The sequence below is a fragment of the Nesterenkonia alba DSM 19423 genome (genome assembly GCF_000421745.1).
GTDB lineage: Bacteria > Actinomycetota > Actinomycetes > Actinomycetales > Micrococcaceae > Nesterenkonia > Nesterenkonia alba.
Map to the genome: position 1 here is coordinate 74734 of NZ_ATXP01000002.1, position 14580 is coordinate 89313.

The window sequence follows — 14580 nt, forward strand, 5'->3', positions numbered from 1 at the left end:
GCCCACAGCCCCACCAGCCACGCCTACCACCACTTAAGGGCCCCACTCAGCAGCACTGAGCGGGACCCTTAAGGATGGAACAGGTGAGGATTAACCCTTCACGGGGTAGTCCCTCAGCGGCTCTCCTGTGTAGATCTGCCGGGGGCGGCCGATCTTAGTGGTGCCATCACTCATCATCTCCCGCCACTGGGCAATCCACCCGGGCAGCCGACCCAGAGCGAAGAGCACGGTGAACATCTTCTCCGGGAAGCCCATCGCCTTGTAGATCAGGCCGGTGTAGAAGTCCACATTCGGGTAGAGCTTCCGCTCCACGAAGTAGTCATCCTCCAGTGCCACGGCCTCGATCCGCTGGGCAATGTCGAAGAGTTCGTCATCTCCGCCGAGCTTGCCGAGCAGCTCATCAGCCAGGCCTTTGACGATCCGAGCGCGCGGGTCGTAGTTCTTGTAGACCCGGTGACCGAAGCCCATCAACCGGATACCGGCTTCCTTGTTCTTCACCTTTGTCATGAAGTCTTCCGGTGAGATGCCCTCAGCTTGGATCTCGCGCAGCATCTTCAGCACTGCCTCATTAGCACCACCGTGGGCAGGACCGAAGAGAGCGTTGATACCCGCCGAGACGGAGGCAAACAGGTTGGCCTGGGCCGAACCCACCAGCCGCACCGTGGAAGTGGAGCAGTTCTGCTCGTGGTCGGCGTGCAGAATGAGCAAAGTGTCCAGAGCCTTGGCCACCGCCGGGTCCACCTCATACGGTTCGGCAGGCACCCCGAAGCAACCGCGTAGGAAGTTCTCCACCAGGTTGAGCTCATTGTCCGGGTAGAGCATGGGCTGGCCCACGGACTTCTTGTACGCGTAGGAGGCGATCGTCGGCAGTTTGGCCAACAGGCGCCAGGTGGACCGCTCGACCTGGTCGGCGTCGAAGGGATCCAGAGAGTCCTGATAGAAGGTCGACAGCGCCGAGACCGCCGAGGAGAGCACCGGCATGGGGTGGGCATCCCGAGGGAATCCGGCGAAGAAATCCTTCAGATCCTCGTGCAGCAGCGTGTGACGCCGGGTCACCCGGTCGAACTCAGCCAACTGGTCGGCAGTGGGCAGCTCACCATAGATGAGCAGGTAGGAGACCTCCAGGAAGTTGGAGTGCTCAGCTAGCTGCTCGATGGGGTATCCGCGGTAGCGCAGGATGCCTTCGGCACCGTCGATGTAGGTGATCGCCGACTTCGTGTTGGCGGTGTTCATGAAACCGGGGTCGTAGGTGACCGCTCCAGTGGTCTTCAGCAGCGGAGCGATGCTGAGGCCGTCATTGCCCTCAACAGCGGACTCCACTGGGAGTTCTAGCTCGTGGTCCTGGTAGGACAGTGTGGCTGAGGCCTGCTCAGTCATAGGTCTCCTTCACTGTAGAAGCACAGTCGTGCACAACACTGCCCAACCTACCGTGTGCCGCGCAACACGCGCCAATAATTGCCTCAGACGACAAACGAGCCGCGGAGCCGATCAGCCGCAGCGTCAATCCGTTCGTCACGGGCGGTCAGCGCCACCCGGATGTAGCCCTGCCCCGCGTCTCCGTAGAAGGTTCCGGGTCCAACGATGATCCCCCGCTGGCTCAACGCGTCCACCTGCTTCCAGGTATCGCCTGAGCCGTCGGTGCACCACAGGTACAACCCCGCCTCGGAATGCTCCACCGTAAATCCAGCAGCCTGTAGCGCCGGTTTGAGAACCTCACGACGTCGGCGGTAGACCTCCCGCTGGGCGGTGACGTGGGCGTCGTCGTTCAGTGCAGCGGTCAAGGCCGCCTGCACCGGAGCGGGCATTATCATCCCCGCCTGTTTCCGGGCGTTCAGTAGCCCACGGATCAGTACAGGGCAGCCGGCCACAAACGCGGCACGGTAACCGGCCAGATTGGACTGCTTGGAGGCCGAATAGACAGCCAGCAGTCCGGAGGAGTCTCCTTCGCTGACCCGTTTATCCAGGATCGAGGGAACCTCTTCGGCCTCCCAGGGCAGTTCGGCATAGCACTCATCAGAGGCCACTACTGCCCCGATGCGCCGCGCTAAGTGCACAATCTGTCTCAGTGTGGCGACGTCGTCGACCCGGCCAGTGGGGTTGCCCGGGGAGTTGACCCAGATCAGTTTGACGTTCTGCAGGGTGAGTTCATCCAACTGGGTGGGGTCGTCGGCGGCCACCGGCTTGGCCCCGGCGATCACAGCCCCCATGTCATAGGTGGGGTAGGCAATCTCGGGGCGCACCACGATGTCTCCGTAGCCCAGACCCAGCAGGGTCGGCAGCCAGGCCACGAACTCCTTGGAGCCGATCGTGGGCAGCACGGCCTCCGGGTCCAGTCCGGGCACACCGCGGCGGCGGGCGAACCAGTCGGTGACCGCCTGACGCAGCGCGGCCGTGCCGTGGGTGGTGGGGTATCCCGGAGCGTCGGCGGCTTCGCTCAATGCGGCTCGGACCACCTGCGGTGTGGGGTCGACAGGGGTACCGATCGACAGGTTCACTGCACCGTCCGGGTGCTCCTCGGCGCGCTGGCGGTAGGGCGCCATGGCGTCCCAGGGGTATTCGGGGAGATTCAGCATCGGGCTCCTTGTCGGTCAGTGGTCAACAGTACTGACCCACTGAGTCCGACACGCCGTGGGGAGGGGCTCAGGCCTCGTCGTGCTCTTGCGGCGGCAGAGCCTGGATGACTTCGTGGTCTTTGTCGATCTTGCCGACCTTAGCCGCCCCGCCGGGGGATCCGATGTCGTCGAAGAACTCGACATTAGCCCGGTAGTACTCATCCCACTCTTCGGGGAGGTCGTCCTCGTAGTAGATGGCCTCCACCGGGCAGACCGGTTCACAGGCACCGCAGTCCACACACTCATCGGGGTGGATGTAGAGGGAACGCTCCCCCTCATAGATGCAGTCGACAGGACACTCGTCGATGCATGCCTTGTCCTTGAGGTCCACACAGGGCAGCGCAATCACGTACGTCATGGCGTCCTTTGAAGGGGTTTGGTGCCGGTCAGGTTCTGAACGTTAATTCTACTGCTCGAGGGCAAACTGAGCCTGGGCGCGACGACGCTTGACGTCATCTGTGATAAGAACCACACGCACAGCGAACATCGCGAGGATCGTCACTGCGGCACTGCCCAGCCACCACACCACCGAGGCGATCACCGGTCCCGGCAGCGATTCCCACACTTGGGGGGAATAGTGGACCATGAGCTGGTCTGGGCCCGGCCAGAGGTAGACCGCGGTGACCACGGTGAAGACCGTGCCACCGAGCAGCAACACCTCAGCGAGGGAACCGGAGGTCGTCCCAGCCCACACCAGTGCCGCAAAGACGAGCACCAGAGCGAACACCGCACCCCAGGGCAGCACGAGCCCACTGCCGACATCCCCCAACACCCAGATATTGCCGTGGATCAGTGTGCCGAGCACACCAAGGGCCACACCGACAGCGAAGCACGCCACCGCGAAGAGAACCCGGCGCTTACCCTGCATCACTCAGACCGCCGCGGCCTGCTTCTTCCGGCGGCTGGCCTTCATCCGCTCACTGGAGTCCAGGATGACTTTGCGGATGCGGATCGCCTCGGGAGTGACCTCCACGCATTCGTCGTCGCTGGCAAACTCCAGGGATTCCTCCAGGGTGAGCTTCACCGGCGGGGTGAGCCCCTCGAAGGAGTCGGCGGAGGCAGCCCGCATATTGGTGAGCTTCTTCTCCTTGGTGATATTGACTTCCATGTCCTCATTACGGGAGTTCTCCCCCACCACTTGGCCCTCATAGACCTCGGAGGTCGGCTCCACGAAGAACGTCCCCCGCTCCTGGAGGTTAATCATGGCAAACGGGGTGGCCACTCCGGGCCGGTCGGCCACCAGGGAACCGGAGGTGCGGTAGACGATCTCGCCCTTCCAGGGCTCATAACCGGCCGCGTACGACGACGCAATCCCGGCTCCTCGCGTCTCGGTGAGGAACTTGGTGCGGAACCCAATGAGACCGCGGGCCGGGACACTGAACTCCATGCGGATCCACCCGGTGCCGTTGTTCGTCATCGTGTTCATCGTGCCCTTGCGGGCGGCCAGCAGCTGGGTGATCGCCCCCATGTACTCTTCGGGTGCGTCGATGGTGAGGTTCTCCATCGGCTCGTGGAGCACCCCGTCAATCTCCTTGGTGACCACCTGCGGCTTGCCCACGGTCAGCTCGAAACCTTCGCGGCGCATCTGTTCCACCAGGATGGCCAGGGCGAGCTCACCACGGCCCTGGACCTCCCACATATCCGGGCGTTCGGTGGGCAAGACCCGGATGGAGACGTTACCGATGAGCTCCTGGTCCAGCCGATCCTTGACCTGCCGTGCGGTGACCTTGGCCCCCTTCACGCGGCCGGCCATGGGTGAGGTGTTGATCCCGATGGTCATACTGATGGCCGGGTCGTCGACGATGATGTCGGGCAGTGGCTTGGGGTTCTCCACATCCGTGAGGGTCTCGCCGATCATGATGTCGCCGATTCCGGCCACCGCCACGATGTCCCCGGGGCCCGCGGACTCGGCGGAGACCCGCTCGAGCCCCTTCGTAGCCAGCAGCTCAGTGATCTTCACCGTTTTGGTGGTGCCATCTTTACGCGCCCAGGCGACCTGCTGGTTCTTCCGCAGCGTGCCGTTATGGATACGCAGCAGCGCCAATCGCCCCAGGAAGGGGCTGGCGTCGAGGTTAGTGACGTGGGCCTGGAGTACCTCGGCGTCGTCATAGGTAGGGGCCGGCACATGCTTCAGAATCGTCTCAAACAGTGGTTCGAGGTCTTCGTTCTCTGGCAGGGCACCGTCGGCCGGTTGCGCAGTGGAGGCCCGGCCCGCTTTACCGGAGGCGTAGACCACCGGGACATCAAGCACCGCATCGAGGTCGAGATCTGGGTTCTCCTCGGCGACGTCGCTGGCCAACCCCAGTAGCAGGTCCATGGTGTCAGAGACCACGCCGTCGATCCGGGCATCGGGCCGGTCAGTCTTGTTGACCACCAGAATGACCGGCAGGGATGCGTTGAGCGCCTTGCGCAGCACGAACCGTGTCTGCGGCAAGGGCCCTTCGGAAGCGTCAACAAGTAGCACGACCCCGTCCACCATGGAAAGTCCACGCTCGACCTCTCCGCCGAAGTCGGCGTGACCGGGGGTGTCGATGATGTTCATCGTGACGGTCTCTGCCTCGGCGATCTGCTGGGCAGCGGGGCCGGAGTAGAACACCGTGGTGTTCTTCGCCAAGATCGTGATGCCTTTTTCCTTCTCCAGTTCCCCGGAGTCCATGACACGCTCTTCGTTTTCGCCGTGCCCACCGTAGGCCTTGGTCTGGGTCAGCATGGCGTCGACGAGGGTGGTCTTGCCATGGTCGACGTGGGCGACGATGGCGACATTGCGCAGGTCATTGCGCGCGGTGATGCTCAAAAGAAAGGACCTTCCGGAATACAGCGAGTAGGAGAACGTGCGACGACGCACTCATCCAGTGTACGCGGCAGGTGTGGTAGCGCTGCACGGAAGGCTTGAGGACGTGACCGGCAACACTCCCCCTCTTTCCAAGAAGTGGAACGAGCGTTTACGATCTGTTCATCAGCATGATAGGCGCCGTTGCATCCAGGTTCACGAAACATGGCGGTAAAACGGCGGCGTTAGAGTCATGACACGTCCCGAAGTGTCCGCACTTCGAGATAAGCTACTCCGCACTTGACCTAAGGGGAGAAATGAACAATCGCACCTCCATCCGTACCGCGTCTCTCGCGGTGGCTGCCAGCGCTGCGCTCGTGCTCAGCGCCTGCGGCGGCAACGGTGATGATGATGAGAATGGCAATGGCAACGGCGACAACGGTAACGGCGAAGCAGCCGAGACCGGTGGCACCTTAAGCATTGCTAACACCGAACCGCAGAACTTCATGCCCGGAAACTCTTCCGAGGTCGGCGGTTCCAAGATGCTCGAGCAGTTGTTCACCGGCCTGACCGGCGTCGACTACGAAACCTACGAGGTCGTTCCCGGTGTCGCTGAAAGCTGGGAAGCCAACGACGACGCCACGGTGTGGACCTTCGAACTGCGCGACGACTGGACCTTCCACAACGGTGATGAGATCACCGCGCAGACCTTTGTGGACACCTTCAACTGGGTCGTCGACCCGGAGAACGGTCAGCAGAACGCTGACTTCTACGATGTCTTCCTCGGCTACGAGGACGTCGTCGAAGGTAACGCCGATGAACTCGAGGGCGTGACCGCCGTCGACGATTACACTCTGGAAATCGAGCTCAACGAGCCGTTCTCCCCCCTGCCGATGATGCTCTCCTACACCGGCTTCTACCCCGTGCCGCAGGAGGCCTTCGACGACCCGGACGCCTTCGAGCAGTCCCCGATCGGCAACGGCGAGTACCAGATGGACGGCGAGTGGGAGCACGACGTCCAGGTCGCCATGGACCGCTGGGAAGACTGGCCCGGTGAGTCCCAGGGTGGGCCTGACCGGATCGAGTGGCGCCTCTACGCCGATATGGAGACCGCCTACCTGGACGTGCAGGCCGGCGAGCTCGACCTGCTCGACACCGTTCCTGCTCCGCAGTACGGCGACTACGAGGCCTCCTTCCCGGAGAACCACGCGATCTTCGAGACCTCGTCCTTCGAGTACCTGGGCTTCCCGCTGTACCAGGAGGAGTTCGAGGACCCCGACATCCGCCAGGCCCTGTCCATGGCGATCGATCGGGAGCAGATCATCGAGTCGATCTACCACGGGCTGCGCACCCCGGCTACCGGCCCCATCCCGCCGATGCTCGCCGAGTACCGTGAGGACAAGTGCGACGCCTGCGAATACGACCCGGACACCGCCGCTGAGCTCTACGAAGCCGCTGGCGGCCCCTCGGAGCTGACGATCTACTTCAACTCCGGTGCCGGCCACGAGGAGTGGGTCGAGTCGATCTCCAACATGTGGCAGGAGCACCTGCCCATCGACGACATCGAGTTCCAGTCCCTGGAGTTCGCCCAGTACCTGGACCTCCACGATGACGAGCAGATCGACGGGCCCTTCCGTCTGGGCTGGTCCACCAGCTACCCGAACGCCCAGTACACGATGGAGCCGATCTACACCACAGGCGTCTCCTCGAACTACACCCACTTCAACAACGAAGAGTTCGATGACCTCATCGCCCAGGCCAACGCCGAAACCGATGAGGACGCCGCCACCGAGCTGTACCAGCAGGCCGAGGATCTCCTCCTGGAGGAGATGCCGATCATCCCGCTGTGGTACGGCCAGTCGGTGATGGTGCACACGGACGCCATCGACAATGACAGCCTGCTGATGGACTACCGCGGCTTCACCCGCGTGGAGCAGGTCACCGTCCTCGAAGACTAAGGCGCACACGCCACGGTCTGACCACGGCAATGCGGCCCGTACTTCCACTAGCCTGGAGTGCGGGCCGCACCCGTGGCCACCGGATTCTTCGCTGAACACCACATCGCATACCGCACCTTGAGACCCTGCCCCCGCACCGCATCCAGGAGCATCTCCGCTATGAGGCCCCCTGAGGCTGGAGTACGTCGATGACGCAGTACATCATCCGGCGCCTTCTCCAGTTCATCCCCGTGACGATCTTCGCCACGCTCATCGTCTACTGGCTGGTCTTTTCCATGCCCGGCGACCCTATCCGCGCGCTCTCCGGCGACCGTCCCATGCCGGAAGCCCAGGTCGAGGCGATCCGCGAACAGTACAACCTCAACGACCCTTTCCTCGTCCAGTACGCCAAGTACATGTGGGGAGTCTTCACCCAGGGCGACTTCGGCACCACCTTCCAGGGTCGCCCCGTGCTCGACATCATTCAACAGACCCTGCCCACCACCCTGACCTTGGCGGCTTTCGCCTTCGTCTTCCAAGGGATCATCGGCATCATCGCCGGTATCCTCTCCGGGGTCTACAAAGACCGCTTCATCGACCGTCTGGTCCAGGTCTCCACGGTGGTCGTCGTGGCGCTGCCCACCCTGGCCATCGCCTTCCTGTTGCAACTGGTCTTCGGACTGAACCTCGGGCTGTTCCCCATCGCAGGAATCCAGCAGGGACTCGTCAGTTACATCCTGCCGGCCATCGCCCTGGGGGCGGTCTCCACCGCGATGATTGCTCGCATGCTGCGCAGCGAACTCATTGAAGCCCTGCAGTCCGACTACGTCCGCACCGCCACCGCCAAAGGACTCAAGCGTGGCCGGGTCATCGGCCGCCACGGTCTGCGCAACTCGCTCATCCCTGTGGTGACTTTCATGGGTGCTGACTTGGCCACCATGATGGGCGGAACGATCGTCGTTGAATCAATCTTCAACATCCCAGGCCTCGGGGGACAGATCTTCCGATCCATCCAAGCCCAAGAGGGTACGGTCGTCGTCGGCATCGTGACCCTGCTGGTGCTGTTCTACGTCACCCTGAACCTGCTGGTGGACTTGCTTTACGCCGTGCTCGACCCAAGGATCCGTTATGACTGAGCTGAATAAAGTAGACGCCTCGGCCACCGTCACCAACGAGCCGGCTAAGAAGACGGAGGACGCCAGCCTCTGGGCGGATGCCTGGCGTTCGCTGCGGCGCAACCCGTGGTTCATCACCTCGGCGGTGCTGCTGCTGATCCTCATCACCATGGCCCTGTTCCCGCAGCTGTTCACCGATCAGGATCCGCGGCACTGCCCGCTGGACCGCTCCCGGCAGGAACCCTCCGCCGAGCACTGGTTCGGCACCGATATTCAAGGCTGCGACTACTACAGCCGGGTCATCTACGGTGCGCGGAACTCGATCGCCATCGGTCTGATCGTGGCGTTCTCCTGCCTGGGCATCGCCATCGTGATGGGACTGGTAGCCGGGTACTTCCGCGGTTGGGTCGATGCGGTACTGGGTCGTCTGACCGACCTGGTCTTCGCCATCCCCTACATCCTGGGTGCCCTGGTCTTCCTCAACGTCATCGAGACCCGCGGTGTGCGGGAAGTCGCCTTCGTGCTAGTGATCTTCGGCTGGCCGACGATGACCCGACTGATGCGCGGCTCGGTGCTCTCAGTCACCGGACAGGAGTATGTCCTGGCGGCCAAGGCCCTCGGAGCCAAGAACATCAACATTATGCGCCGGCACATCCTGCCCAATGCCCTCGGACCGGTGGTCGGTTACACCGCCATCTACACCGGCATCGTCATCGGTGCGGAGGCGACGCTGACCTTCCTCGGTGTGGGTCTGCAGCTGCCGGCGATCTCCTGGGGAATCCAGCTGAACCAGGCACAGGGTTACATCACCCAGCTGCCCCACCTGCTGGTGTTCCCCATGATCTTTGTGGGCCTGACCGTGTTCTCCTTCATGATCATGGGTGAAGCCCTGCGCGATGCCATCGACCCCAAGTCGAAGAAGAGGTGAGCGGAACGATGACGACCACCCCGCTGCTGGAGGTCAAAGACCTCCACGTGGAGTTCCGCACCAAATCCGGTGTGGCCCAGGCCATCAATGGACTGAACTTCAGTCTCAACGCCGGAGAGACCCTGGCGATCCTCGGTGAATCCGGATCCGGAAAGTCGGTCACCGCCCAGACCATCATGGGAATCCTCGATATGCCTCCGGGGCACATTGCCGGCGGGCAGATCCTCTACCGCGGCGAGGACATCCTGACCATGAATGAGACCAAGCGGCGCAAGCTGCGCGGGGTCAATATCTCCATGATCTTCCAGGACGCCCTCTCCGCCTTGAACCCGGTGCTTCCGGTGGGTTGGCAGATCGCCGAAATGTTCCGGGTCCACCGGGGTATGAAACGCGGCCCCGCGAAGAAAAAGGCCATCGAGCTGATGCAGCGCGTCGGCATCCCCGGAGCCGAAGGCCGGGTGGGTGACTACCCGCACCAATTCTCCGGCGGTATGCGCCAACGCATTATGATCGCGATCGCCATCGCTCTCGATCCTGATGTCCTCATCGCCGATGAGCCCACTACCGCCCTGGACGTCACCGTCCAGGCGCAGGTGATGCGCCTGCTGAAAGAACTGCAGGTAGAGAACAATATGGGTCTGATCCTCATCACCCACGACCTCGGCGTCGTCGCCGATGTGGCGGACAAGATCGCGGTGATGTACGCCGGACGGGTCATGGAAGCCGCCGATGTCTACGAGATCTACGCCAAACCAGCACACCCCTACACCAAGGGGCTGCTGGAATCGATCCCCCGGATCGACGCCGAAGGTGACCGGCTCTCGGCCATTCCCGGCTTGCCACCATCATTGACCGATATGCCCTCCGGCTGCCCGTTTAACCCCAGGTGCCCCTACGCCACCGATCTGTGTGTCAGCGATCGACCGGAGCTGCTGCCGGCGGCTGAGGGACACTATTCGGCCTGTCACTACCGTGAGGACGTCTACCAGGGCACCATCGAGCCCCGTCAGGAGGCCCAAGCATGACTGCCACCGCAGAACAGACCACCGACCCGTTCGCGGGCGAGGAGGTCGTCCTCGACGTCGACGGCTTGGTCAAGCACTTCCCGCTGAAGCAGGGCATCGTGGTCAAACGCCAGATCGGAGCCGTGCAGGCCGTCGACGGGGTGAGCTTTCAGCTGCGTCGCGGTGAAACCCTCGGCATTGTCGGTGAATCCGGCTGCGGAAAGTCCACTCTGGCCAAACTGCTGATGCGGCTGGAAGAGCCCGACGCCGGCGAGGTGCGTTTTCGCGGAGAGGACTTCCTCGCCCTCGATGGTGAAGAGCTGCGCCGGATGCGGCGGAAGATCCAGATCATCTTCCAGGACCCCTACACCTCACTGAACCCGCGGATGTCAGTGGGCGACATCATCGGTGAACCGTTCACCATCCACAAAGATGTCGTGCCGAAGAAAGGGATCCGCAACCGGGTCAAGGAGCTGCTCGACGTCGTCGGGCTCAACCCCGACCACATCAACCGGTACCCGCACCAATTCTCAGGCGGACAACGCCAGCGCATCGGCATCGCCCGGGGACTGGCGCTGAACCCGGACGTCATTATCTGTGATGAGCCAGTCTCTGCCCTCGATGTCTCGGTGCAGGCCCAGGTGATGAACCTCTTAGAGGATCTGCAGGATGAGTTCGGGCTGAGCTATATCTTCATCGCCCACGACCTCTCCGTGGTCCGGCACATCAGTGACCGCATCGCAGTGATGTACCTGGGCAAGCTCGCCGAACTGGGCACCGAGCATGAGATCTACGGTGGTCCGGCACACCCCTACACCCAGGCACTGCTCTCCGCGGTACCGGTCCCGGACCCCACGCTGCGGGGCAAGCGCGAGCAAATCGTACTCAAAGGGGATCCGCCGAACCCGGCGAACCCGCCCTCAGGCTGCCGGTTCCGCACCCGATGCTGGAAAGCCACCGACTACTGCGCCGAAGTGGCCCCAGAACTCACCGTGCGCCCGGGGATATCCCAGGCTGCAGCCTGCCACTACGCGGAGACCAACGAAGACGTCGCCGCCATGGACTAAAAGCATCCGAACCATCCTGGTTCAGATAGACAGACGCTCAAGGGCCCGGAGTCGATGACTCCGGGCCCTTGAGCGTACGGGGATACTGCTTAGTCGAGCACTTCCACGCGCTCCACCTGCGGCAGACCGCGGGAGGTCACGTGGACGTTGTCGATGTTCTCAGACCACACCACGTGCTGGTCTTCGAACCACAGCGGCAGCACGGGCAGCTCTTCGAGAAGCACGTCTTCTGCCTCCTGGTAGGCCTCGACTGCCTCATCGGCGTCGGCGGCGTTGGCCGCGGCGATGCGCTCGTCGAACTCATCGCTACCCCAGCCGGTGTAGTTCCGGGAAGCCTGCGAGTGGTACATCGGCTCCAACGACTCCTGGGCACTGGGGTAAGACAGGGTCCAACCCAACCGGTACGGACCAGCGATGTCGCCCTCTTCGAGCAGATCGAGGTACTGAGCGAACTCCAGTGACTCGAACGTGACGTCGTCAACGCCGAGGTTGGCCATCCACTGGTTGGCCACCGCTTCGGTCCAGTCCTCGTGACCGGCGCCGGAGTTGAAGTAGATGGTCAGCTCGGAGGGGCCGTTGGCCTGCTCGTACAGATCAGCGGCAGTGTCCGGGTCGAACTCGCAGAAGTCACAGGCGTCCTCGCGGCCTTCGGGCAGCACCGGAGGTAGGAAGGACCCGGCCACAGTCAACGAGCCGTCGAAGATGTTGTCAATGATTTCTTGACGGTCGATCGCCATGGACAGAGCCTGGCGGATCTGCGGGTCGGAGAACTCATCCTGGTACGTCGGGATGCCCAGGAAGGTCAGGGTCCCGGTCTCAAATGAGTCCTGGTTGTCCCCGAAGTCCTGCTCCATCACGGGGATGTTCTCCGGCGGAGCGTTGTAGAGCAGGTCGATGTTTCCGGCCTGAACGTCCTGGTAGGCCGTGGAGACATCGCTATAGATGACCCACTCGATACGGTCCGGGGAGCCGGGGTCCTCGCCGGGCCAGTCCTCGTAACGCTCAAGGTTGATGGCGACGTCGTGCTCCCATTCGCCGTCCATCTGGTACCGACCGTTACCGATGGGCGCCTGAGCGAAGGAGTCGAAGTCCTCGAAGGCCGCCTCAGGCAGTGGGGAGAAACCCACCAGGGACAGCAGTGCAGGCAGCTGTCCGAAGGGCTCGGCCAGCTCCAGCTCCAGCGTGTAGTCATCCACGGCCCGCACACCGGCCAGCTCCTCGGCCTCACCGGCGGCGAGCTCCTCGTAGCCGGCGAAGAAGTCGTAGTAGTCCGCGTTGGGCTGAGCGTTCTCCGGGTCGGCAGTGAAGTTAAACGCGTCCACGAAGTTCTGCGCGGTGAGTTCTTCACCGTTGTGGAAGGTCCAGTCCTCCCCCAGGTGGAAGGTCCAGGTGACGTTGTCTTCGGTCTCCCATTCCTCGGCCACCCCGGGGACCGCCTCGAAGGTGTCGTAGTCGATCTCGGTCAGGCCGGTGAAGACCTGCTCGAGGACCGCAGCGCCACACACCTCGGTGGAGGTGCCGGGGTCGATGCTCTGCGGCTCGCAGTTGTAGGCTCGCAGGGTCCCGCCACCTTCGGCGGTCTCATCCCCGTTCTCGCCATTGCCGTTATCGCCTCCACAGGAGGCCAACACGAGCGCGGCAGCAGCGCCGACGGCGACAGACGCCGAGCGCACAGTGATTCGGTTGCTCATCAATCTCCTCTTGATATGGGCCCTCCGGGTCACGGAGACACCCATGGATCTCTCATCAGTGCGGTAAACCGCGGGTAACGCGGCGATGAATCGAGCCTAAACGAGACGCTCCGCTATGCGGGAATGTTAAGCAGCTACACCCAAGGCGGGGCTTACCGCCGCCACAGCTCCTCCGGATCAGAGGTCTGCCCCTTGGAGACACGCAGTGCGTAACCGGCGGCGACGATGTGTTCGTGCTTGGCGCTTTTCTTCTTTACCCCGGTGGTCTGGCGAGGCGGCAGCATGATGGTCCGTTCGGCTTCGATCCCGGCCTGCAGCTGGCGGGCCCGTTCCAGCTCCGAATCCAGTTCCGCCCCGAAGAGCAGCACGATGTTCATGATGTAGATCCAGAACAGGAAGATGATGACACCGGCCAGGGCACCGTAGGTGGCGTCGTAGTTACCGAAGTGCATCACGTAGAAGGCGATGCCGATGGTGGTCACGATCATCACCAGGATGGTCACCACCGCCCCGGCCGAAGTCCATTTCGGCCCTGGTTGCCGGATGTTCGGGGTGGCGAAGTACAGCAGCCCAATGCCGAGTGCGGCAATGAGGATGAGCACCACGGGGCTGGCCCAGTTCCACACGGTCACGGCTGTCTCCCCGAGGCCGACAGTGTTGCCGATCGCCTCGGCGAGAGGCCCGGAGACCACCAGCATCACCGCTGAGAGCGCCACGAGCACGATGAGCGCGACCGTCACCAGGTAGAGCACCGGCCGTAGCTGAAGGAAGGAGCGCCCTTCTTCGACCTCCCAGATGCGGTTCATCGCCCGGGAGAAGGCGTTGACGTAGTTCGAGGCGGTCCAGATGGCCGCGAGGATACCGATCGCTAGACCCAGGCCGGCTCCTTCGGCGGGGGTGATGACGCCTAAGACCATCTGCACCGTGTCGGCGATCTCGCTCTCGGCCCCGGCGAGGTCCCCGACGGTGCTGAGCACGAACTCTTCGACCCGTTCGGCCTCTCCTAGCAGCCCGAGAATGGAGACCAGAGCGATGAGCGCAGGAAAGACCGAGAGCACGGCGTAGTAGGTCAGAGCCGCAGCCAGATCGGTGCACTGGTCCCGACTGAATTCAGCCAGCGTGCGTTTGAGACTGTACTTCCACGCGGTGGAGGTCAGCTTCAGCGGGGAGGAGGCTTTGGGGTCATGCCGCTGGGGGGGTTCTGCCTCGGCGTACTCTTCACGCTGCCGGGCTTTGACCAGGTAGGGCTGGTCTGCAGCGGCGGCGACAGTGCCGGGCCGGGAGGCGTCCTCGTAGGTGGCGTTCTCGTCGAAGAGGTCGTGGGACTCGTCCTCGGCTTCACGCACCCGGTGCGGCGGCAGGCCCTCATCGGGGGTGATGGCCTCGTCGGGGGCCGGAGGCTCATGGGCATCGCGAGTGCTCATAGCACCCACACTATCGCCGCAGTCGCTGGACA

The 14580-nt window shown here is 63.0% G+C and carries 12 protein-coding genes; 5 read left to right on the forward strand and 7 right to left on the reverse strand.

The genetic code is table 11. The annotated features are described in order from the left end of the window. Window positions 1-90 precede the first annotated feature (90 nt). From H578_RS0102115 to typA, 5 genes are all read right to left on the reverse strand, one after another. Entirely contained in the window at window positions 91-1377 is a 1287-nt protein-coding gene (locus H578_RS0102115; protein ID WP_022872059.1) for a citrate synthase, read from the reverse strand. Between the two features lie 83 nt (window positions 1378-1460). Further along, on the reverse strand, window positions 1461-2573 hold the full coding sequence (gene dapC / locus H578_RS0102120; protein ID WP_022872060.1) for a succinyldiaminopimelate transaminase: 1113 nt from the start codon (window positions 2571-2573) through the stop codon (window positions 1461-1463). A 67-nt stretch (window positions 2574-2640) separates the two neighbouring features. After that, the gene (gene fdxA, locus H578_RS0102125) at window positions 2641-2970 is read right to left on the reverse strand and encodes a ferredoxin (protein WP_022872061.1); all 330 of its coding nucleotides are present in this window, start codon (window positions 2968-2970) and stop codon (window positions 2641-2643) included. Between the two features lie 48 nt (window positions 2971-3018). Further along, on the reverse strand, window positions 3019-3483 hold the full coding sequence (locus H578_RS0102130) for a hypothetical protein (RefSeq protein WP_022872062.1): 465 nt from the start codon (window positions 3481-3483) through the stop codon (window positions 3019-3021). Continuing rightward, window positions 3484-5406, reverse strand: a complete 1923-nt coding sequence (gene typA, locus H578_RS0102135; protein WP_022872063.1) for a translational GTPase TypA — start codon at window positions 5404-5406, stop codon at window positions 3484-3486. 293 nt (window positions 5407-5699) lie between these two features. On the opposite strand from typA, the gene H578_RS0102140 reads away from it, so the two are divergent. The 5 genes from H578_RS0102140 to H578_RS0102160 all read left to right on the forward strand — a co-directional run bounded on the left by H578_RS0102140 (window position 5700) and on the right by H578_RS0102160 (window position 11433). Next, the gene (locus H578_RS0102140) at window positions 5700-7340 is read left to right on the forward strand and encodes a peptide ABC transporter substrate-binding protein (protein ID WP_022872064.1); all 1641 of its coding nucleotides are present in this window, start codon (window positions 5700-5702) and stop codon (window positions 7338-7340) included. A gap of 188 nt (window positions 7341-7528) precedes the next feature. Continuing rightward, complete coding sequence (locus H578_RS0102145; protein WP_022872065.1) at window positions 7529-8455, forward strand: ABC transporter permease; 927 nt, start codon at window positions 7529-7531, stop codon at window positions 8453-8455. After that, complete coding sequence (locus tag H578_RS12615; protein ID WP_022872066.1) at window positions 8448-9362, forward strand: ABC transporter permease; 915 nt, start codon at window positions 8448-8450, stop codon at window positions 9360-9362. Before H578_RS0102145 ends, H578_RS12615 begins: the two co-directional genes overlap by 8 nt. Window positions 9363-9370: 8 nt before the next feature. Next, window positions 9371-10387 (forward strand): ABC transporter ATP-binding protein, encoded by a 1017-nt coding sequence (locus tag H578_RS12620; protein WP_022872067.1) that lies wholly within the window; start codon window positions 9371-9373, stop codon window positions 10385-10387. Then, entirely contained in the window at window positions 10384-11433 is a 1050-nt protein-coding gene (locus tag H578_RS0102160; RefSeq protein WP_022872068.1) for an ABC transporter ATP-binding protein, read from the forward strand. The genes H578_RS12620 and H578_RS0102160 overlap by 4 nt, the downstream gene beginning before the upstream one ends. An 89-nt stretch (window positions 11434-11522) precedes the next feature. Here the strand turns inward: H578_RS0102160 and H578_RS0102165 are convergent, their stop codons facing one another. Further along, window positions 11523-13124, reverse strand: a complete 1602-nt coding sequence (locus H578_RS0102165) for a peptide ABC transporter substrate-binding protein (RefSeq protein WP_022872069.1) — start codon at window positions 13122-13124, stop codon at window positions 11523-11525. Window positions 13125-13276: 152 nt separating this feature from the next. Next, window positions 13277-14548 carry a YihY/virulence factor BrkB family protein gene (locus H578_RS12625; RefSeq protein WP_022872070.1) on the reverse strand — a complete coding sequence of 424 codons (1272 nt, stop codon included), beginning with the start codon at window positions 14546-14548 and terminating at the stop codon, window positions 13277-13279. Between the last annotated feature and the right edge of the window lie 32 nt (window positions 14549-14580).